The sequence below is a fragment of the Kribbella sp. NPDC054772 genome, assembly GCF_053611945.1.
In genome coordinates, this window is sequence record NZ_JBSHBJ010000014.1 from 104,149 (window position 1) to 124,569 (window position 20,421).

At 69.0% G+C, this 20,421-nt stretch carries 21 protein-coding genes; 16 read left to right on the forward strand and 5 right to left on the reverse strand.

Annotated features, from left to right (window positions below):
- The first annotated feature begins 20 nt into the window (after positions 1–20).
- From ACWGID_RS22450 to ACWGID_RS22460, 3 genes are read left to right on the forward strand one after another with little or no spacing between them, the layout of a single operon-like run.
- Positions 21–545 (forward strand): hypothetical protein, encoded by a 525-nt coding sequence (locus ACWGID_RS22450; RefSeq protein WP_452199433.1) that lies wholly within the window; start codon positions 21–23, stop codon positions 543–545.
- Entirely contained in the window at positions 542–859 is a 318-nt protein-coding gene (locus ACWGID_RS22455; RefSeq protein WP_452199435.1) for a hypothetical protein, read from the forward strand. Before ACWGID_RS22450 ends, ACWGID_RS22455 begins: the two co-directional genes overlap by 4 nt.
- Positions 825–1,178 carry a hypothetical protein gene (locus tag ACWGID_RS22460; protein ID WP_452199436.1) on the forward strand — a complete coding sequence of 118 codons (354 nt, stop codon included), beginning with the start codon at positions 825–827 and terminating at the stop codon, positions 1,176–1,178. The genes ACWGID_RS22455 and ACWGID_RS22460 overlap by 35 nt, the downstream gene beginning before the upstream one ends.
- A gap of 221 nt (positions 1,179–1,399) precedes the next feature.
- Here the strand turns inward: ACWGID_RS22460 and ACWGID_RS22465 are convergent, their stop codons facing one another.
- The 3 genes from ACWGID_RS22465 to cofD all read right to left on the reverse strand — a co-directional run bounded on the left by ACWGID_RS22465 (position 1,400) and on the right by cofD (position 4,163).
- Positions 1,400–2,065: a DUF3105 domain-containing protein gene (locus ACWGID_RS22465; RefSeq protein WP_452199438.1), complete on the reverse strand. Its 666-nt coding sequence runs from the start codon at positions 2,063–2,065 to the stop codon at positions 1,400–1,402.
- Between the two features lie 149 nt (positions 2,066–2,214).
- The gene (locus ACWGID_RS22470; RefSeq protein WP_452199440.1) at positions 2,215–3,189 is read right to left on the reverse strand and encodes a coenzyme F420-0:L-glutamate ligase; all 975 of its coding nucleotides are present in this window, start codon (positions 3,187–3,189) and stop codon (positions 2,215–2,217) included.
- Positions 3,186–4,163, reverse strand: coding sequence for a 2-phospho-L-lactate transferase (gene cofD / locus ACWGID_RS22475; RefSeq protein WP_452199441.1), 978 nt, complete (start codon positions 4,161–4,163; stop codon positions 3,186–3,188). Before cofD ends, ACWGID_RS22470 begins: the two co-directional genes overlap by 4 nt.
- A gap of 115 nt (positions 4,164–4,278) precedes the next feature.
- Between cofD and ACWGID_RS22480 the strand changes: the two genes are divergently transcribed.
- The 4 genes from ACWGID_RS22480 (at position 4,279) to ACWGID_RS22495 (ending at position 10,713) form a co-directional block, all read left to right on the forward strand.
- Positions 4,279–5,580: a hypothetical protein gene (locus tag ACWGID_RS22480; protein ID WP_452199443.1), complete on the forward strand. Its 1,302-nt coding sequence runs from the start codon at positions 4,279–4,281 to the stop codon at positions 5,578–5,580.
- A gap of 321 nt (positions 5,581–5,901) precedes the next feature.
- Positions 5,902–6,153 carry a WhiB family transcriptional regulator gene (locus ACWGID_RS22485; protein ID WP_020389877.1) on the forward strand — a complete coding sequence of 84 codons (252 nt, stop codon included), beginning with the start codon at positions 5,902–5,904 and terminating at the stop codon, positions 6,151–6,153.
- 169 nt (positions 6,154–6,322) lie between these two features.
- A complete protein-coding gene (locus ACWGID_RS22490) occupies positions 6,323–9,238 on the forward strand; it encodes a glycosyltransferase (RefSeq protein ID WP_452199445.1) in 2,916 nt (971 codons plus the stop codon).
- A complete protein-coding gene (locus tag ACWGID_RS22495) occupies positions 9,235–10,713 on the forward strand; it encodes a DUF5719 family protein (protein WP_452199447.1) in 1,479 nt (492 codons plus the stop codon). The genes ACWGID_RS22490 and ACWGID_RS22495 overlap by 4 nt, the downstream gene beginning before the upstream one ends.
- Position 10,714: 1 nt before the next feature.
- Here the strand turns inward: ACWGID_RS22495 and ACWGID_RS22500 are convergent, their stop codons facing one another.
- On the reverse strand, positions 10,715–11,098 hold the full coding sequence (locus tag ACWGID_RS22500; RefSeq protein ID WP_452199449.1) for a DUF3499 domain-containing protein: 384 nt from the start codon (positions 11,096–11,098) through the stop codon (positions 10,715–10,717).
- 31 nt (positions 11,099–11,129) lie between these two features.
- Between ACWGID_RS22500 and ACWGID_RS22505 the strand changes: the two genes are divergently transcribed.
- From ACWGID_RS22505 to ACWGID_RS22540, 8 genes are all read left to right on the forward strand, one after another.
- Positions 11,130–11,576, forward strand: coding sequence for a metallopeptidase family protein (locus ACWGID_RS22505; RefSeq protein ID WP_452199450.1), 447 nt, complete (start codon positions 11,130–11,132; stop codon positions 11,574–11,576).
- A 114-nt stretch (positions 11,577–11,690) separates the two neighbouring features.
- Positions 11,691–12,779 carry a Gfo/Idh/MocA family protein gene (locus ACWGID_RS22510; RefSeq protein ID WP_452199452.1) on the forward strand — a complete coding sequence of 363 codons (1,089 nt, stop codon included), beginning with the start codon at positions 11,691–11,693 and terminating at the stop codon, positions 12,777–12,779.
- The gene (locus ACWGID_RS22515; RefSeq protein WP_452199453.1) at positions 12,772–13,524 is read left to right on the forward strand and encodes a ThuA domain-containing protein; all 753 of its coding nucleotides are present in this window, start codon (positions 12,772–12,774) and stop codon (positions 13,522–13,524) included. Before ACWGID_RS22510 ends, ACWGID_RS22515 begins: the two co-directional genes overlap by 8 nt.
- An 86-nt stretch (positions 13,525–13,610) precedes the next feature.
- The gene (locus ACWGID_RS22520) at positions 13,611–14,996 is read left to right on the forward strand and encodes a phosphomannomutase/phosphoglucomutase (protein ID WP_452199454.1); all 1,386 of its coding nucleotides are present in this window, start codon (positions 13,611–13,613) and stop codon (positions 14,994–14,996) included.
- Positions 14,997–15,200, forward strand: coding sequence for a Trm112 family protein (locus tag ACWGID_RS22525; protein WP_452199456.1), 204 nt, complete (start codon positions 14,997–14,999; stop codon positions 15,198–15,200).
- Entirely contained in the window at positions 15,200–16,276 is a 1,077-nt protein-coding gene (locus tag ACWGID_RS22530; RefSeq protein ID WP_452199457.1) for an SIS domain-containing protein, read from the forward strand. Before ACWGID_RS22525 ends, ACWGID_RS22530 begins: the two co-directional genes overlap by 1 nt.
- Positions 16,270–17,424 carry a mannose-6-phosphate isomerase, class I gene (manA, locus tag ACWGID_RS22535; RefSeq protein ID WP_452199459.1) on the forward strand — a complete coding sequence of 385 codons (1,155 nt, stop codon included), beginning with the start codon at positions 16,270–16,272 and terminating at the stop codon, positions 17,422–17,424. The genes ACWGID_RS22530 and manA overlap by 7 nt, the downstream gene beginning before the upstream one ends.
- 22 nt (positions 17,425–17,446) lie before the next feature.
- Positions 17,447–18,406 (forward strand): cation diffusion facilitator family transporter, encoded by a 960-nt coding sequence (locus tag ACWGID_RS22540; RefSeq protein ID WP_452199461.1) that lies wholly within the window; start codon positions 17,447–17,449, stop codon positions 18,404–18,406.
- A 68-nt stretch (positions 18,407–18,474) separates the two neighbouring features.
- Here ACWGID_RS22540 and ACWGID_RS22545 read toward each other — a convergent pair whose 3' ends face one another.
- Positions 18,475–18,834 (reverse strand): MerR family transcriptional regulator, encoded by a 360-nt coding sequence (locus ACWGID_RS22545; RefSeq protein WP_452199463.1) that lies wholly within the window; start codon positions 18,832–18,834, stop codon positions 18,475–18,477.
- 122 nt (positions 18,835–18,956) lie between these two features.
- On the opposite strand from ACWGID_RS22545, the gene ahcY reads away from it, so the two are divergent.
- Positions 18,957–20,387: an adenosylhomocysteinase gene (gene ahcY / locus ACWGID_RS22550; RefSeq protein ID WP_452199464.1), complete on the forward strand. Its 1,431-nt coding sequence runs from the start codon at positions 18,957–18,959 to the stop codon at positions 20,385–20,387.
- Positions 20,388–20,421: the final 34 nt, after the last annotated feature.

The following is a 20,421-nucleotide window of genomic DNA, read 5'->3' on the forward strand; positions in this document are numbered from 1 at the left end:
AGAACGCCGATCCCAAGGACATGGAGACATACCGGCGGATCCGCGAAACCGAAGATGTCGACGCTGTGGCTGAGAACAGCGGATTCCTCCGCGAGGTCGTCGAGATCGCAAAAGACAACTTGTTCATCCGCCAGCACGATGTGGCGGTGGAACCGGGAGTGGTCAGACGTGGATACTTCACGCCTCTCGACGGAGTTGGGTCGTTGTGGGACCGAGCCGCATCGGGCGCCGAGCTGACGGACAAGCAACAGGCGCAGCTCTGGTCGTTGATCGCGCACGAATACGTTGAAGCGAAGCTGATGGAAGCCGGAGTCCCTTACAAGTCGTCCCACGCAGATGCCTGGGACGAGTACGAGATGTCGAGGGTCTCGCCGGATCACCCTTCGGCCCACAACACGGCGCCGCGGAGCCTGCAGGCGCGCATGGTTGACCTGCTGGCGCACTGGGACAAGCTGGACATACCGAGAGGTGATCTGCGGGTGGCGGAGGATCTGCCGAACCTGGACGAAGTGGTTCGGTTGGCGAAGGAAGGACTGGGGTTGTGACGGACACGGCGGCGTGTCAGCGATTGCTCGAGCGCCTGGTCGCGGCGCGGTGGGACGACCAGGAGGCCGAAGACCTGCACCAGACGTCGCGAGGCGCGTTGGCCAGCGAGTTCTTCCGCCGTAAGGCTGTCTGGGCCAACGCGCTAGGCATCACTCAACTGTGGCCTCTCGCTGAGGTTGCTCTGGCGTTCGATCCTTCCTTGGAAACCGATCCGGTCTGGCTGGAGCGGTTGGAGGCTGCAGTCGGCCACGAGCTGATGCCGCAGGTACGCAAGGGTGGTGACCGACATGTTCCGGTGGGCGTCGCTCGGTGACCGGCCGTATGAACGGTTTCCGGCGTTCGACGACCCGTACGAGCCGATGGTGCAGGTCCTCGAGCTCGGTGGTGAGTTCTTGCCTGGGCAGGGCGGGATCGAACTGCCCATCGCCGGCGTGGCCTATCGCAGCCTCGACTTCCGGTTGAGCCAAGAGCCGATCGCCATCGATGCCGCGACCCTGGCTGCGCTGGACGAGAGAGATCGAGCCGAGCTGGAGAAGGTTCGTGCCCGGGCGGCACAACGGGCGCAGGAAGCCGGTATTCGCTCGCGGGAGGGGTCTGGAAGTCCGGATGGCACCGCGGGCGGGCCGCGGTGATGTCAGGGTCTGTCCCTCGAACATGGTCGGACGCTCGCGGTCACGCACGCCGCACGGTCTGCCGCCCTCGGGGTGGACCTCGAACATCCGATCCGGACCTTGGACAGGCAATAGCGTGTCTCCCGTCCGCAGAGGGTGTCCGAGGTCCGTTCGAGCGGACGACGTACAAGGCGAACGCCCCCGAGGATGCATCCTCGGGGGCGTTCGGTGTGCGGGGAGTGTCAGCCGCCGTTGGGTTCTTGGGCGTCGGCGGCTGGGTACTTCTCGATGAATTGTTTGAGGGCGTCGCCGCTGACGGAGCCGCAGAACTGGCGGTGGCCGAAGGACTTCTGGGAGGCGTCGGGGCCGCTCCAGTGGGCGAAGGCGAGGTTCTTGCCGGCCGGCCAGGCCTTGCCGTCGGACTCCTTGAAGGGGGCGGCGATGAACTTGCCGTTCGCGCTGTCGGGGAGCTGGGCCTTGGCGATCTTCTCGATCTGGTCGATCTGGTCCTTCGGCAGCGTGTCGCGGTACCAGAGGATCGTGTAGCCGTGCTCGAGGTTGTGCACCAGGTTCTCGACCGGGGGCCGGTCGCCGGTCGAGTAGAACTTCTTGTCGAACGGCGCCCAGACGGCGTAGTGCGGGCCGGACGACGGCGGCGACACCGAGTACATGATCTTCTCGCCGTCGGGGCGGTGGTCCTGGGTGCCGCCGGCGGCGTCGTTGGTGGCCGGGTCGCAGGACGCGGCGGAGGCGGCGACGCCGAAGTCGGTGAGCGCCTGGTTCTTGGTCCGGGAGTCCTGGATCAGCTTGATCGCCGGGTAGGCGATGATGGCCAGGCCGACCACGATGGAGCACACCACGATGATGATCGTGCGGCGGCGGTCCGAGCGGGCCTGCTCGCGCTGCATCTTCTCGATCATCTCGCGGCGCGACTGTTTCTGCGACGACGCTTTACCCACAGTGTTTGGTCTTCCCGGATTAGGGCGGCCACCGCGCCGCCGTGCGATGGCAGTGTACGAGGTGACCCTAAGAAGTTGCCTAGAAAACTACTGCCAATCTAGGCAGACCGTGAGCCGAACGTGACCGTCGCCTCGCTTCCGGGCCCGGGCCGCACCGCGACGCCGTACCCCTCGGCGTGCAGCAGGACGGCGAGCCGCTCGGCCACCACCCCGACCGTCACCGGCTCCTCACCGAACACCGTGACAGCGTTGTCACCCACCTCGAGCCGTACGTCGTCGACCTCGGCCAGCAACCCCGACCACACGGCGGGATCGACCTCCCGCGGACCGGCAGGCGCCTTCCGATCGAGTACGGCGGCCCGCGCGGCCTCCCGCGTACCCAGGCTGAACATGTCGTACTCCGCGTCCCGCACCAGCGCCCGCGCCCCGGGACCGCGCTCGCCGACCGGCAGTACGGCGTCGTCCAGCCCGCGCAGTACGGCGACCGGAACACCGTCCGCCTTGCCCTTCACCAGTTCGCTGGCGCTCGCGATCTCGTCGGCCAGCGCCGGCTCGGTGACCGCGAGGACGTTGCCGTGACTGTCCGTCGTACCGCGCAGGTCCTCGACCACGCGCACCCCGGCGGCACCGATGGCGAGGTCGGTCTGACCGTTGCGCCACGGGCGGCCGAGTGTGTCCGTCACCACGATGCCGACGTTCACGTCGTACCGCTCCTTCAGCGCGGTGCGCAGCTCGCGCGCCGACGCGTCCGGGTCGACGGGGAGCAGCAGCACGGTGCCGGGCGCGGTGTTGGACGTGTCGGTGCCCGCGGCGGCCATCACCAGGCCGTGGCGGGTCTGCACGATCCGGGTCTCACCGCGTTGCGCGACGACCCGGACGAGCTCGGCGTCGACCGCCTCCTGCCGGGTGCCGTGCGTCAACCGGCCCTCCGCCTTGCTGACGATCTTCGACGTCACCGAGACGACGTCGCCGTCGCGCAAGTCGGCGCCGTCGGCGATCAGCGCGGCCAGGTCGTCCCCGGCCGCCACCTCGGGCAGTCCGGTCACCGGGAAGATCTCCAGGTGCTTCCTCATCGCCGTACGGCCTCCGCGAGGTTCAGTGCCGCGTCAGCCATCGCGGCGGTCGTGGTCTCATCCGTCATCCACAACGGGACGGCCTGGACATTGATTCCGGCTCCGGCGATCGAATCCGCCTGGATCGCGTCCGAGGTATCGATCAACCAACCGTCCAGCACACCGCCGGACGATCGCGAACCGTAGTACCGCGCGACGGCCGAGGCGGTCGAGGCGACACCGACCGTGGCCAGCACCTTGTCCGCCATTCCACGGACCGGACCGGTGCCGATAATCGGCGACAGCCCGATGACCGGCGCGGCCGTCGCCTGGACCGCCTCCCGGATCCCGGGTACGCCGAGGATCGTGCCGACCGACACCACGGGATTGGACGGCGGGACGATCAGTACGTCGCACTCCGCGATCGCCTCCAGGACACCCGGCGCCGGCTTGGCCTTGTCCTGGCCGACGGCGATGATCTGGTGCGCGGGGACCTCGGCCTGGTAGCGGACCCAGTACTCCTGGAAGTGGATCGCCTTGCGGCGTCCCGGGTTCTCCGGGTCGTCCACCACGACGTGGGTCTCGATCCGGTCGTCACTCATTGGCAGCAGCCGGACCGGCAGTTTCCAGCGGCTGCACAGTGCTTCGGTGACCGCGGTGAGGCTGTAGCCCGCGTCGAGCATCTGGGTACGCACCAGGTGCGTCGCGACGTCGCGGTCGCCGAGCCCGAACCAGGTGGGCTCCACGCCGTACGCCGCGAGCTCCTCCTTGATCACCCAGGTCTCGTCCTCACGGCCCCATTTGCGTTCCTCGGAGATCCCGCCGCCGAGCGTGTACATCACGGTGTCGAGGTCGGGGCAGACCCGCAGCCCGAACAGGGTGATGTCGTCGGCGGTGTTCCCCACGACGGTGATCTCGGCGTCCGGCCGGGCCTTGAGCAGCCCGCGCAGGAAGGTGGAACCGCCGATGCCACCGGCCAGCACTGTCAATCGCATGGGAAGAGTCTGCACGAGTCGTCAATGCGGCGGACCACCGCACGACTATGCTGCGGAGGGTCAGATGCATCCGCACAGCTCAGTTGTACGGCCCCCCAACATCCGAGGAGCCCTCGTGGTCACCGACGCAACCAAGAAGCTCAAAGAGCCGGTCGCGTATATTCTGCTCGCTTTCGCTGCCCTGTTCGCGCTGTCGGCGCTACTCCAGCTGTTCGTCACCGGCTCCGGTTTCGTCGCTGGTTCGGCCGGTGCGTTCCGGGATATCGGCCCGTTCCAGACCTCCGGGCTGGCGCTGCTGATCGCGCTGGTCGGCGCGGTCTGGCTGGTGAACGAGGGTGAGCGGACCCCGAACGCGCGGCTCGTCGCGCTGGTCGCGCTCGTGATCACGGGTGTGCTGGCTCTCGTCGTGCTGCTGGCCGGGTTCGCGACCTTCAACAGCGGCGCGTCCGCCGGGGTCAACATCACGAACTTCCTGACCGCGCTCGGGGCGCTCGCCCTGTACGCCGCGGCGGGTTTCTACATCCTGAAGACGTTCCAGGCGATGCCCGCGCCGGTCCGCGCCCCGAAGCCCGGTCAGTTCCAGCAGCAGGGTCAGCAGGGCCAGCAGTACGGCCAGACCGCGCCGTACGGCCAGCAGGGCTACCAGCAGGGTCAGCAGGGCCAGCAGGGTCAGTACGGCGGCCAGTACGACCAGGGACACGACCAGGGCCAGTACGGCGGTTACCCGGCGGCCGGCGCTGCGGGTGGCTATGCGGCGGGTCAGGGCGACCAGCAGCAGTGGCCGCAGGAGCAGGGCTGGAACCAGGGCGAACAGCAGAACTGGTCGGCCGGTCAGGCCGAGGCCCAGCCCGGTCAGCACTCCGCGCAGCACTCCGGTCAGCAGGGCGAGCAGGCCTGGTCCGCCGAGGGCCAGCAGGCAGCTGAGCCCACGCAGGCGTGGAGCTCCGAGGGCCAGCAGCAGTGGCGTGGCCACGACGAGGGTCAGGGCCAGCAGTGGCCGCAGGAGCAGCAGCACCAATGGGGTGCCGGCGACGCCGGACAGCAGCAGTGGTCCGGTCAGGAGTACGGCCAGCAGGAGCAGCACGGTCAGCACGAGCCGGCCGGCCAGCAGGAGCAGCCCGGTCAGCAGGAGTGGGGCCAGCAGGACCAGGGCACTCAGGGTGCCGCGGTCGTCGAGGAGGGCTCGCACGAGCCGAGCGAAGCCCAGCAGGCGCAGCAGGCCTGGCAGCAGGAGCAGGCCTGGCAGGCCGAGGGGACGCCGGCAGCGGAGCCGCAGCCGAGCGGCACTGAGCCTCCGGCGCCCGCGCCGCAGACCGAGGCCGGCGACGAGACCCGGGTCGATCCGCGGGTCGAGCCGGACAAGAACGACCAGAACCCGCAGCAGGGCCAGCAGGGCTGGTGGTCGCAACCTTCCTGATCTGGAAGGGAAAGCCCTCTCCTGGCCGGGTGTGAAAATCCGCCAGGAGGGCGTTTGAATCTGGGGTACACAGCGCGAGAGGCCTGCATCTACAGGCCTCTCGTTCTTTTGCGGCCATGTTGCGGATGATCCCAATAGCAGAGCACGGCTTGACTTTCGTGGATTGCAGGAATGTAATTTCAACCGTGTCGTTCGTTGGACACTCGGTATCGGGGACCGTTGCAGAGCGCAGGACGGACGAGGTCAGGCATGTGGACCGCAAACCCACATGTACAGGGGAACGAACAGGGTCGAGGAGGTCGTACCGTGACAGAGGGCCTGATGGCGATTGTCGACGGTGAGGCGATCGAGGAGGAGCCGAACTGGCAGGAAAGGGCGCTGTGCGCCCAGACCGATCCAGAGGCTTTCTTCCCGGAGAAGGGCGGTTCCACCCGCGAGGCCAAGAAAGTGTGCCTGGGCTGCGATGTCCGGGGCGAGTGCCTCGAGTACGCGCTGCAGAACGACGAGCGCTTCGGGATCTGGGGCGGCCTGTCGGAACGGGAACGCCGCAAGCTGAAGAAAAAGGCCGTCTGACGGTCCGAACGCAAGCGACAACTTCACGATGGACTTCCGCGAGGCCCCGGGGTGATCACCCCCGGGGCCCGCGGCTTTCCACACACTCCGACGGCGGCTGTATGGTGATTCCTCGCCGGGACTGCGGTCACGGTGACCGTCCGCAAGCATCGAGGTGTCACAGCTCCGCATGGAACAAGAAGCTCCGGCCGGCTGGGAATTCTTCGACTCCGTCGATTTCCCGACCGATCACATCGACGACGCCATGGGTCGTCCGCGGGTCCGCCATGTCGTCACCGCTGTGGTGGTCGGCCACGAAGGCGCGGCCTGGCTGCCGCGTCTGTCCGAGGCGTTGTGGGCGCTCAACCCACGTCCGGACCGGCTGATCGCGGTCGACACCGGATCCACCGACGACACCGCCGAACTACTCGCCGCGATGCCTGGTGTGGAGCCGGTGGTGAGCCTCTCGGCGCGCACCGGTTTCGGCCTGGCCGTGGCCCGCGGCCTGGAGACGCACGGTTTCGCGCCGATCCCGAGTGCCGTCGGCCCGTACGGCGACGACGGGCACATGCCCGTGGTGGAGTGGCTGTGGCTGCTGCACGACGACTGCGCGCCGGCACCGAAGGCCCTGGAGAAGTTGTTGCTCCAGGCCACAATGTCGCCGAACACCGGCGTCTGGGGCCCGAAGCTCCGGCTCTGGCCGCGGGATCGCGAACTGCTCGAGGTCGGCGTCACCACGTCGCTCGGCGGCCGCCGCGACACCGGGATCGAGAACGGCGAGCTCGACCAGGGGCAGCACGACCACCCGCGGAACGTGCTCGCGGTCAGTTCGGCCGGCATGCTGGTACGTCGCGATGTCTGGGAATCGCTGCACGGGTTCGACCCGCGGCTGCCGATGTTCCGCGACGACATCGACTTCGGCTGGCGGGCCAGTCGCGCCGGCTACCAGGTCGGAGTCGCGCCGGACGCGGTCGTCTATCACGCGCAGGCCGCTGCGACCGGTGAGCGGGCGCTGGCCGGCACTCGTCGGCACGCCTACCAACTGGACCGCGCCCACGCGTACTACACGGTTCTCGCGAACGCACCGGGCAAATTGCTGCCCCTCCTGATCCTCCGGTTCCTCCTCGGCACCGTGATGCGGTCGATCTGGTTCCTGCTCGGCAAGACACCGTCAGGTGCGGTCGACGAGTGGACCGCCTTGCTCGGCACGCTCCTGGCCGGCGGCTGGACAACGGCCCGCAAGAACCGCAAAAACCTCGACCAGGTCCCGTACGACGACATCAAGGGCCTGTTCTCCCGGTCCGTGCACGCCTTGCGGCACAACCTGGAGGAAACCACCAGCACGATCTCCGAGCGGATCCGTGAAGCCTGGGCGGACGAACCGGAAGAGCAGGTCGTCACCACTGCTCGCCGGGCCAAGTCCACTGCCCGCGTAGCGGTCGACCAGCCGCGCTGGCGTCGTCAGTTGATCCGGCGGCCGTTCCTGGTCGCCTGGGTCGTGCTGGCTATCGGTGCGCTGATCTCTGCGCGCGACCTGATCGGTGGCGGCGTCCTCCGGTCCAACCTCCTGCTTCCGGCACAGGAGAACCTCGCGGCCCTGTGGCACGCGGCCGCGTCCGCTCCGCCAGGCGTGACACCACCTGCGTGGTTGGCGCAGATGTGGGCGTTCTCGACGGTGATGTTCGGCCCGACCGGTGCGACGAACCTGCTGTTGCTCGGTGCGGTGCCGCTGGCCGGCCTGGCGGCCTGGGCGTTGCTGCGATCGTTCGTCGTCGACCGTGTGGCGCGCGCCTGGGGCGCAGCGGCGTACGGGCTGGCCGTGTTCATGAACGGGGCGATCACGCAGGGGCGGCTCGGGACTGTTGTGGCGGCCATCGTGTTGCCGTTGCTCGGGGCTGCCGTGCACACCGTCGCGCGGCGGCGGCGTGTGGTGATCCAGGGCAGTTGGCGGGCCGCGTGGTTCGCCGGGATCTGCCTGGCCGTGCTGATCGCGTTCACGCCGGCGCTCGGTCTTCTGATGGCCGTCCTGCTCGTTCTCGGCGCCGTGTTCGGGCTGGGCTGGCGGCGACAGGGCCGGCAGTTGGTGTTCTCCGTCGTACTGGGGCTCGTGCTCGTTCTGCCGTGGACGATCGACCTGGTGCTGCACCCGTCGAAGCTGGGCCAGGAGGCGGGCGGTCCGCCGACCGCTGCGGTCGGTCCGGGCGACAGCCTCCCGCATCTGCTCACCGGTACGCCGATCGGTGCGCCGACGCCCTGGTGGCTCGCCGTACCGCTCATCCTGGTGGCGCTGTTGTGTCTGCTGCGTCAGTCGCGGAACCGGTACGAGTTGCTCGGTTGGTTCGCCGCACTGGCCGGTCTGGCCGGGACGCTGGTCGCGAGCCGACTGGGTGGTGGCAGCGGGCCGCTGATGTTCCTGATGACCGCCGGCTGGGTGATCGCCGTGACGGTCGCGTGGGACTCGGTCGGCAAGTCCACCGAGATCATCGTGCAGGGCGTGCTCGGCGTCGTCCTGCTGACGACTGTCGTGACCGCAGGCTTCTGGCTGGTGCGTGGAAGTGACGGTCCGCTGTGGCGGGGGCCTGCTCAGGACCTCCCGGCGTACCTCGTGTCTTCGCAGGACCCGCCGGACAACAACTCGATCCTGGTGGTGCGCAAGGCGCCGAACGGCCAGATGCGGTTCTCACTGGTCAAGGACGGCGGACCGCGGATGGGGTCGCTCGAGGCGGCTCCGACCGCTGCGCAGACCAAACCGATCGCCGACGTACTGGCGACCCTCGGTGGCGGCGGTAGCGGTGAGGAGGGCAGGCAGTTGGCCGGTCTGGCGATCGACTACGTCTACCTGCCCGGTCCGGTGGACACCACGCTGCAGGCCACGCTCGACTCGCTGCCTGGTCTGACCAGAGCCAGCGCGAGCGACGGCGACGCGTCCTGGCTGGTGGACCGGTCGAAGATCGAGGGCAAGACCCCACTGGTCGACCAGACCCACACGGCGTGGCGCATCCTCGGTCTGATCGCCTGGATCATCGCACTGGTGTTCTGTCTGCCGACGGTCCGCCGCACTGTCGCCGTACCGCAAGGAACACACGCGAGGAGGGACCCCCGGTGAGGTTGCTGTCCGACCCGCGGCTGCGGATCGGGGCCGTCGTCGCCGCCATGGCGGTACTGGCCGGGCTCGGCGTGGTCACCCATCCCAAGTCGCCGGACACCCGCCCGCAGGCGGCCGTGACCGAGCCGTCCCGTGCGGTGGTGAACCGTACGGCGCTGTCGTGCCCGGTGCTGTCACCCGGCGGCAAGATGGCCAGCGTGGTGAACGCGGTGGCTCCGACGCTGCCCGAAGGTACTCCGATCGCGTCCGGCGACGCCGACCCGTTGACGATCGCGCCGCTGCCCGCCACTGGCGACCCGGTCGGTTCCCTGCTGACCCGCGGAACGATCGCTTCGAGCGCTCCGGCGGTGAAGCCGGAGCCGTTGTCCATCCAGGGCACCGGTCCGCTCGCCGCCGGCACGGTCGGCACGAGTACGACGACCGCACAGGAGGGTGTGAACCGTGGGATGGCCAGCGTGAGCTGCCAGGCGCCCGGTTCGGACTTCTGGTTCGTCGGGGCGTCCGGTGCGAGTGACCGGCGCGACGTCCTGGTGCTGACCAATCTGGACAGCGTCAACGCGGAGGTGAACGTCGGCGTGTTCGCGCGCTCCGGGGCGCAGGACCTGCCCGCCGCCCGCGGCATCGTGGTCCCGGCACACGGCTTCTTCGCGTTGTTCCTCAAGGAGGTCGCTCCGAACCTCCGCGACATCGCACTGCACGTGGAGTCGACAGGTGGTCGCGTAGCTGCCGCTGTCCGCTCCAACGCGTCGAACGGCAGTCAGCCGGTCGGTGTGGACTGGCTGAACGCGTCGGCCGCGCCCGCGACCAAGGTGTTCGTGCCGGCGGTGGCGGCCGGTGGCGGTCTGCGGATCCTGTCGGTGGCGAACCCGTCGGACCTGCAGGCGACCGCCAGCCTCACCGTGAACGGCCCGAATGGTCCGTTCAAGCCTGCCGGTCTGGAGACCGTCCAGATCGCGGCCGGCTCGGTGAAGACGTTCATGCTCGACCCAGTGCTGCACGGTGACGCGAGTGGGGTCACGATCACGTCAGACCAGCCGGTGACCGCGTCGCTGCGGGTCACTGACGCGAGCCGCAGTGAGTTCGCGTCCATCGGGTCGGCGGAGGCGCTGACCGGACCGGCGTACCTCGTGTTGCCGGCGCACCAGCAGCCTGCGATGTTGCAGGTGACCGCGCCCGGTAAGACGGGCAGTGTGAAGTTCGAGCTGCGGGACGCGCGCGGACGGGTGCTGACGACGCGGGCGCTGGACATTGTGGCCGGCGCGACGACACAGATCGCGTTCCCCGCGCAGCCGCGCGCGACGTACCTGATGGTGCAGCAGACGCGGGGGACGGTCGTGGCAGGCGTCACACTGATGCCGGCGGCGAAGCCTAAGGACGAGGACGTACCTCAGGTGGCTGTGTGGCCGCTGTCGACGTCGCTGGTGTTCCGTGCACAGCTGGGTGCGCAGCCTGAGGTCAGCGCCGCGCTGCGGTAGCTCAGCCTTCGGAGGAGTTGGCGCCGGGGTCCTGCAGCATCCGCAGGTGACCTCGGCGCTTTACCTCGACAGGTGCGCCCGGCGTACCCGTGCGGGGCTCGCGGGGCGGCAGCGGACGCGCAGCCTCGCGGACCGCGTTCGCCAAGGCTTCCAGGTCGTCCGAGGACGGTCCGGCGGCTGCCGGGTCAGGAGCGAGCCGGATGACTTCCCAGCCGTTCGGAGCGGTCAGCCGGTCGGCGTGGTCCGCGCACAGGTCGTAGCAGTGCGGTTCGGCGTACGTCGCCAGCGGGCCGAGGACGCACGTGGAGTCCGCATAGACGTAGGTGAGCGTCGACACAGCCGTCTTCTGACATCCGGCGCGCGAACAAATCCTGGCGATGCTCACGGGCAGACGTTACCCCCACTAGGCTGAGCGCGTGACCGAGGCTCGCCGTCATCGCAGGCACATCGACCGCCACGGGCGCGGCATGCTCGGCCCGATCAGCCGGCCGAGCAAGTTCGCGCCGCGTGGATTGCCGCTGCAGCGCTCGCTCGCGGCCTCGTTCGACGAGGTGGTCGCGATCGAGGTGACACGGCTCGAGAAGCGGCTCCCGCAGGTGATCGCGCGGGTCGAGTTCGCGATCGAGGACGTCCCGAACCTGGACCTCGACGCGACCGAGATCCCGCTCACACATGCGACCGGCGGGACCTCCCACGAGCCGTACCGGATCGTCGTCTTCCGGCGGCCGATCGAGCTCCGCGCCGAGCGGTCCGGGGCGAGCCTGGCCTGGCTGGTCCGCTCCGCACTGGTGCTCGAGCTGGCCGACGTGCTCGCGTTGTCACCGGAGCAGATCGACCCGGACTTCGACACCGACGAGGACTGACTCCGCGTCTCACCCGGTGGGCGACAGGCCGCCCCCCTCGCACATGTTGGAACGTGTTCCGTACTGTGGATTGAGGTTTGTGACCTTCGTTGTCATCGGGAGAGGATCGTGTCTGTGAACGATCAAAAACTGCGGGTCGGTGTGGTCGGCCTGGGATTCGCCGGTCGGACGGCGCTGGAGGCGTTCTCCGAGCTGCCGGATGTCGAGGTGATCGCGCTGGCGGGCCTGGAGAAGGACACGCTGACCAGCCTCGGCGAGAAGCACGGCGTACCGCATCTGTACGAGAAGTGGGAAGACCTGCTCGAGACGCCGGGGCTGGAGGCGGTCAGCATCGGTACGCCGACGCAGCTGCACGCCCCGATCGCGCTGAAGGCGCTCGAGAAGGGTCTGCACGTCCTGTCCGAGAAGCCGCTGGCCCGGACGGTCGCCGAGGGCACCGTGATGGTGGAGGCCTCGAAGAAGGCCGGCCGGGTGCTGAAGGTCGTCTTCAACCACCGCGAGCGTGGTGACGTCGCAGCCCTCAAGCACCAGATCGACGAGGGTCAGCTCGGCCGGATCTACTACGCGAAGGCGCACTGGATGCGCCGCAACGGCATCCCCGGCATGGGTGGCTGGTTCACCAACCGGGAGCTGTCCGGCGGCGGTCCGCTGATCGACCTCGGCGTCCACATCCTCGATATGGCGCTGCACCTGCTCGGCGAGCCGCAGATCACCACGGTGTCCGCGGACACGTTCGCCGAGCTCGGTCCGCAGGGCAAGGGCAGCTCGAGCAGCCCGGACCGCCCGACCGTCAACACGCTCGGCTCGAAGTTCGAGGTCGAGGACCTGGCGACGGCGTACCTGCGGCTGAAGGGTGGCGGCGCGCTGCAGCTGGAGACCAGCTGGGCGACGTACCGCGCGCCGGGCGACAACTTCGGGATCGAGCTGTTCGGCACCGAGGGCGGCGCGAAGATCGAGGTACAGAACTACACCACCGTGGACACGCTGCGGATCTTCACCGACGTGGCCGGCATCCCGGCCGAGGTGAAGCCGGCGACCGGCGCCGGGCTCGGCCACCGCGCGGTGGTCCGGGAGTTCGTCCGGATCGTCCGCAGCGGCGAGTGGGAAGGCCAGAACGGGTCCGAGGCGCTGCTCCGGACCGAAGTCATCGACGCTTGCTACGCCTCCGCGAAGGCGGGCCGAGAGGTGGTACTCCATGGCTGAGTCGAAGGGTCCGATCCGCGTCACCGTCTGGGGCGAGAACGTCCACGAGGGCCGCGACGAGTCGGTCCGCAAGGTCTACCCGGACACCATGCACGAGACGATCGCGGCGGCGCTGCGGGACAAGCTCGGGCAGGACGTCGTCGTCCGTACGGCGTGGCTGCAGCAGGACGAGCACGGTCTGACCGAGGAGGTGCTCGCCGACACCGACGTACTCACCTGGTGGGGTCACGCGGCGCACGGCGACGTCGACGACGCGATCGTCGACCGGGTCCAGCAGCACGTGCTGTCCGGGATGGGTCTGATCGCGCTGCACTCGGCGCACTTCAGCAAGATCTTCATCCGGCTGATGGGCACCACCTGCTCACTCGACTGGCGGGCCGAGAACGACCGCGAGCTGATCTGGACGGTCGCCGCCGGGCACCCGATCGCGCAGGGTGTCCCGCACCCGCTGGTGATCGAGCGCGAGGAGATGTACGGCGAGCTGTTCGACATCCCGCAGCCCGACGAACTGGTGTTCGTCAGCTCGTTCACCGGCGGCGAGGTGTTCCGCTCCGGCTGCTGCTACCGCCGCGGCCAGGGCCGGGTGTTCTACTTCCGCCCCGGTGACCAGGAGTACCCGACGTACCATCAGCCGGAGATCCAGCAGATCCTGGCCAACGCCACCAAGTGGGCCGCCCCGAGCAGCCCGCGCCAGCTCCCGACGGTCCACCACCGCAAGGACATCGGCTGGTTCGAGAAGGCCTGAGCCCGACGGCCCACTCCGCGAACTCACCGTGCGGCTCTCGACGGGTTGAGGTGGGGGTTGTGGGGTGGGCCGGATAGGGTCCACGCATGGTTGACGTTGCGGCGATCTTCAAGGCGTACGACGTGCGGGGGGTTGTGCCCGACCAGCTGGACGAGTCGGTGGCCCGGGCGACCGGGGCCGCGTTCGTCGAGGTGCTGGACGTGCTCGGTGGACCCGGTGCGGTCGTGGTCGGGTATGACATGCGGCCGTCCAGCCCGGCGCTGGCGGCGGCGTTCGCCGAGGGGGTGACCAGCACCGGCGCCGACGTGATCGACATCGGTCTGGCCTCCACCGACCAGCTGTACTTCGCGTCCGGCCGGCTCGACCTGCCGGGAGCGATGTTCACCGCGAGCCACAACCCGGCGAAGTACAACGGCATCAAGCTCTGCCGCGCAGGCGCCGCACCGGTCGGCTCCGACTCCGGCCTGCGGGACATCGCCGACCTGGTCGCCAAGGCCCTCGCCGAGAACGCCGAGACCGGTCCCGCCCGCGGGCACGTCACCCACAAGGACCTGCTGACGGCGTACGCCGACCACCTGCACGACCTGGTCGACCTGTCCGCCATCCGCCCGCTGACCGTCGTCGTCGACGCCGGCAACGGCATGGGCGGCCACACCGTCCCGGCGGTCTTCGCCGGCGGCCCGGTGACGATCGTCCCGATGTACTTCGAGCTGGACGGCAACTTCCCGAACCACGAGGCCAACCCGCTGGACCCGAAGAACCTGGTCGACCTGCAGGCCAAGGTCCGCGAGACCGGCGCCGACCTCGGCCTCGCCTTCGACGGTGACGCCGACCGCTGCTTCGTGGTGGACGAGAAGGGCGAGGCGATCTCCCCGAGCGCGATCACCGGCGCGGTCGCGGTCCGTGAGCTCGCCAAGCACCCCGGCTCGGCGGTCATCCACAACCTGATCACCTCCAAGGCCGTCCCCGAGCTGATCACCGAGCACGGCGGTACGCCGGTCCGCGCGCGCGTCGGGCACTCCTACATCAAGCAGAAGATGGCCGAGACCGACGCGGTGTTCGGCGGCGAGCACTCGGCGCACTACTACTTCCGCGACTTCTGGCGTGCCGACACCGGCATGCTCGCCGCACTGCACGTGCTGGCCGCCCTCGGTGAGCAGGACCAGCCGGCCAGCGAGCTGTTCGCCGAGTTCGAGCGGTACGTCGCGTCCGGCGAGATCAACAACACCGTCGACGACCAGGCGGCGACGGTCGCGGCGATCGAAGATACGTATTCTGGCGTCGACGGCGTGACCGTCGATCATCTGGACGGGCTGACCGTGTCAGCGGGACAGTGGTGGTTCAACGTCCGTGCGTCGAACACGGAGCCGTTGCTGCGGCTGAACGCCGAAGCGGCGGACCAGGCCACGATGGAGCGCGTCCGTGACGAAGTACTGGCCCTGATCACCGGCGCATCGGTGGAGGAGAACTGAATGGCAGTCAATCTGGACCCGGACCTGCTGAGCATCCTGGTCTGCCCGAAGTGCCGCTCGGAGTTCCGCGTGGACGACGAGGCGAACGAGCTGATCTGCACCAACGCCGGCTGCGCGCTGGCGTACCCGGTGCGTGACGAGATCCCGGTGCTGCTGATCGACGAGGCCCGGGACACGCGCGAACCGGCGGCCACGGAGAATTGATGAGCGTCTTCGACGACACCCGGCTGGACGACCCGGCCGCCCTCGAGGCGGCGGACGGTCTGCTGCGCCGGCTGGCGATGGCCGGTGCCCGGATCCGGGCCGAGCTCGAAGCGTCCGAGGACGTGCTGTCCGCGCTGGAGTCCGACGGCTTCCGGCCGCGGGCCGTGGTCGCGGCCGGACGAGACGCCCGGCTCGTCCGGGCCGTCCTCGAGCCGGTCTGCCCGGTTCCGTTCCTTGCCTGGCCGGGCCCCGGTCTGCCCGGCTGGGCCGGTCCGCTGGACCTGGTCGTCGTCCTCGGCGGTGCCGCCGAGGACACGGATGCGGTGTCGGCCGCGGGCGAAGCCGTACGCCGTGGTTGCGGGCTGATGGTGGCTGCGCCGGTGGACTCTCCGGTGGCGATCGCGTCGGCCGGTCTGCGGCATGCGATCCGGCTGCCGTCCCAGTCCGACGACCAGCTGGCCGCCGCCGTCGCCGTACTGCAGGCGCTGCATCAGATGGAGCTTGGTCCCGAGGTGGATCACAAGGCCGTAGCGTCGTTGCTGGACGACGTCGCGATCGAGTGCTCGCCCAACAACGACGTGTCCTCCAACCCGGCGAAGGACCTCGCGCTGGTGCTGGCGGACGCGTTGCCGCTCGTCTGGGGTGGCTCCGTGCTGGCCGCGCGCGCAGCTCGCCGCGTGGTTGAGGCGCTGCGGCTGGCCAGTGGCCGGCCGGCGCTGGCCGCTGACGCGGGCCACCTGCTTCCGGTGCTCAACCAGCCGCCACGGGATCTGTTCGCGGACCCGTTCGACAAGCCGGCGGAGCTGCGGCCGGCGCTGATCATCCTGGACGACGGGACCGAAGAGGCCGGTGTCGCCGAGCAACGCCGCAAGCTGGAGTCCAAGGCGGAGGCGCACGACGTCCGCGTGCACACGATCAGGCAGGCCGACGGCACGGATGTCGCGCGGTACGCCGCTCTGACCCAGCAGGGCCGGTACGCCGCGGCGTACCTCGGGATCGGCCTCGGCCGGCACGGGATGCCGACCGTGGACGATCCGGTCGAGCCGAGGAATCCCTCGGAGGACATGGCGTGGTAGTCCCGCTGCAGAACACGATCCGCGACTACGCGTGGGGTTCGCCGACCGCGCTACCGAAGCTGCGCGGCGTCGAGCCGACCGGCGAGCCGCAGGCGGAAATGTGGATGGGCGCGCACGAGTCCGCGCCGTCGGTGCTGCCGTCCGGGGACACCCTGTACGACGCGGTGTCGTTCGACCCCGCGGCTGTGCTGGGGGAGGAGACGGCCGAGCGGTTCGAGGGCCGGTTCCCGTTCCTCGCGAAGCTGCTGGCGGCCGCGCAGCCGTTGTCGATCCAGGCACACCCCTCGCGGGACCAGGCGATCGACGGGTACGCGCGGGACGAGGCGGCCGGGATTCCCCGCGACGCCGCGGACCGCAACTACAAGGACGCCTGGCCGAAGCCGGAGATCCTGATCGCGCTCGAGCCGTTCGACGCGCTGGTCGGCTTCCGCCCGCTGGCGCAGACCGTCGCGCTGCTCGAGGCGCTCGCACCGGTGGGCTTCGACAAGCTCACCGACCAGCTCCGGGACGGAAAGCTCCGCGAGGCGTTCACCGACTTCATGAGCACCGACCGGGACACGATCCGTCCGCTGGTCGGTGCGCTCGGCGAGGCCGTGGCGCAGTACGCCGGGGACGCGTTCGCGCTCGAGCGGGAGACGCTGGCGAAGCTGTGCGCGGACTTCCCGGACGATCCGGGCGTACTCGCGGCCCTGCTGCTGAACCGGGTTCGCCTGCAGCGGTTCGACGCGGTGTACCTGCCGGCCGGGAACGTGCACGCGTACATCCGCGGGCTCGGGTTCGAGGTGATGGCGAACTCGGACAACGTGCTGCGGGGCGGGCTGACGAGCAAGTACGTCGACGTCCCGGAGCTGGTGTCGGTGGTCGACTTCGAGCCGCTCGCGGACCCGGTGCTGACAGCCGGTGACGACGGCGGCTACGAGACCGGGTGTGAGTACTTCGCCGTACACCGCGTCGATCTGGACGACGACGAGCGGACCGTCGACGGTGTGGGTCCGCGGATCGTCTGCTGTGTGTCGGGGCAGATCGAGGTTGCCGACCAAGAATCTGCTGTGAAGTTGTCCGCCGGTCAGTCCGCGTTCGCTGCTGGACCCGACGGACCCTGTATCTTGCGTGGTTCCGGCACGGCCTTCGTCGTGTCCGCACGCTGACACTTCGGAGGATCAGAACACCATGGCTGGTGGCGGGAACAAGGCCGTTGTCGCGGCTTTGCTGGCGAACACCGGGATCGCGATCACGAAGTTCGCCGCCTGGGCTCTGACCCTGTCGGCGTCGATGCTCGCCGAGGCGATCCACTCGCTCGCCGACGCCGGCAACCAGGTGCTGTTGCTGGTCGGTGGGCAGCGTGCGAAGCGTGCGGCGGACGAGCTGCACCAGTTCGGGTTCGGCCGGGAGCGGTACGTCTACTCGTTCATCGTGTCGATCGTGCTGTTCAGCGTGGGTGGTCTGTTCGCGCTGTACGAGGGCTACCACAAGGTGCACGACCCGCACGGGATCGAGCACTGGAAGTGGGTCCCGGTCGCGGTGCTGCTGATCGCGATCGTGATGGAGGGCTTCTCGTTCCGGACCGCGATCGTCGAGGCGAACAAGCTGCGCGGCAACGTCTCCTGGGTGCGGTTCGTCCGGAACGCCCGGGCCCCGGAGCTGCCGGTGATCCTGTTGGAGGACTTCGCCGCGCTCACCGGACTGGTACTGGCGCTGTTCGGCGTCATCCTGACGCTTGCCACCGGCAACGGTGTGTTCGACGGCCTGGGTTCGATGGCGATCGGTGCGCTGCTGGTCTGCGTGGCGATCTTCCTGGCGATCGAGATGAAGTCGCTGCTGCTCGGCGAGTCCGCGACCCGCGAGTCCCAGCAGCGGATCGTCGCCGCGATCGAGAACACTCCCGGTGTGACGCGGCTGATCCACATCCGCACGCTGCACCTCGGCCCCGAGGAGGTGCTGGTCGCGGCCAAGCTGGCCGTCGAGCCCACCTCCGACGCCGCCGTGGTCGCCAACACCATCAACGCCGCCGAGCACGCCATCCGCGAGGCGGAGCCGATGAGCCAGCACATCTACCTCGAGCCCGACATCTACGTAGAGAACTACGTCCGCGAAGACCGCCCCGCCGTCCCCGAAGCCCCGTCCCACTAACGCCGCCGCTGCCTCGCCGACCTTCCACGGCGGGGCTTCCCCCTCCCCTCCCTTCTTTCCTTCCTTTCCTAGCGAGGCTTCTCCGGCAGGACGCCGCTGCGTCCAAGCCAGCGCAGCGCCCGGTCGCGGTCGATCTGGGCTTGGGTGGGTGGTGCTGTCAGGCGCCCCGTGCGGTAGCCGAGGTTCCTGATGTCGGCCGCGACGGACGGTTCGGCCAGGGCTCGCAGGGCGAAGGCGAGCGCGGCCGGCGTCACGTCGTACCGGCGTTCGAGGTCGAGCGCGAGTTGTACCGCGGCCAGGTCGCGGTCGTCGTACTGGCGTTGCGCGGTGTGCTCCGACCGGGAGCGCGGGAGCAGCCCGAGTGCCTCCCGGTAGCGCAGCATGCGCGGAGTGGTACCCAGTTGGCGAGCGGCCTCGGCGATGCGCATAGCATCAATCCTGACATTCCGGTGTCAATTTCGCGCCTGGAGCGATCAAACCGCGTGGCTCATCCCTCTAGGCTCAGGTCGGAAGCAATCACAATTCAGGGCACAGTCTTCAGGGGAGCGGTATGACCTTCGACTACAAGGTGGCGGATCTCGGTCTCGCCGAGTTCGGGCGCAAGGAGATCCGGCTGGCCGAGCACGAGATGCCCGGTCTGATGGCGATGCGCGCGCAGTACGGCGAGAGCAAGCCGCTGGCCGGCGCCCGGATCATGGGCTCGCTGCACATGACGATCCAGACCGCGGTACTGATCGAGACCCTGGTGGCGCTCGGCGCCGAGGTGCGCTGGGTGTCCTGCAACATCTTCTCCACCCAGGACCACGCGGCCGCCGCGGTCGTCGTCGGCCAGGGTACGGCGGAGGCGCCGGCCGGTGTCCCGGTGTTCGCCTGGAAGGGCGAGACGCTGGAGGAGTACTGGTGGTGCACCGAGCAGGCGCTGACCTGGCCGGGTGAAGGCCCGAACATGATCCTGGACGACGGCGGCGACGCCACCATGCTCGTCCACAAGGGCACCGAGTTCGAGAAGGCGGGCGCCGTTCCGGACCCGTCGACCGCGGACTCCGAGGAGTACGGCGTCGTCCTGAGCCTGCTGACCCGTTCGCTGTCGGAGTCCAAGGACAAGTGGACGACGATCGGTCAGGGCATCAAGGGGGTCACCGAGGAGACCACCACCGGCGTGCACCGGCTGTACGAGATGCACAAGGCCGGCGCGCTGCTGTTCCCGGCGATCAACGTGAACGACTCGGTGACCAAGTCGAAGTTCGACAACAAGTACGGCTGCCGGCACTCGCTGATCGACGGCATCAACCGCGCCACCGACGTCCTGATCGGCGGCAAGGTCGCGGTCGTCTGCGGGTACGGCGACGTCGGCAAGGGCTGCGCGGAGTCGCTGCGTGGTCAGGGCGCCCGGGTGATCGTCACCGAGATCGACCCGATCTGCGCGCTGCAGGCGGCGATGGACGGTTACCAGGTCTCGACCGTCGACGACGTGGTCGGGATCGCCGACATCTTCGTCACCACGACCGGCAACAAGGACGTCATCACCGCCGACCACATGGCGGCGATGAAGCACCAGGCGATCGTCGGCAACATCGGTCACTTCGACAACGAGATCGACATGGCCGGGCTGTACAAGACCGCCGGTGTCGAGCGGATCAACATCAAGCCGCAGGTCGACGAGTTCCGGTTCCCGGACGGCCACACGATCATCGTCCTGTCCGAGGGCCGGCTGCTGAACCTGGGCAACGCCACCGGGCACCCGTCGTTCGTGATGTCGAACTCGTTCACCAACCAGGTCCTCGCGCAGATCGAGCTGTTCGTGCGGACCGCGGAGTACCCGACCGAGGTCTACGTGCTGCCGAAGCACCTGGACGAGATGGTCGCGCGGCTGCACCTGGACGCGCTCGGCGTGAAGCTGACCGAGCTGTCCAAGGAGCAGGCGGCGTACCTCGGCGTACCGGTCGAGGGACCGTACAAGGCAGAGCACTACCGCTACTGAGTCCCGCACAGCGCGAACGCCCCGCTTCCTGCGG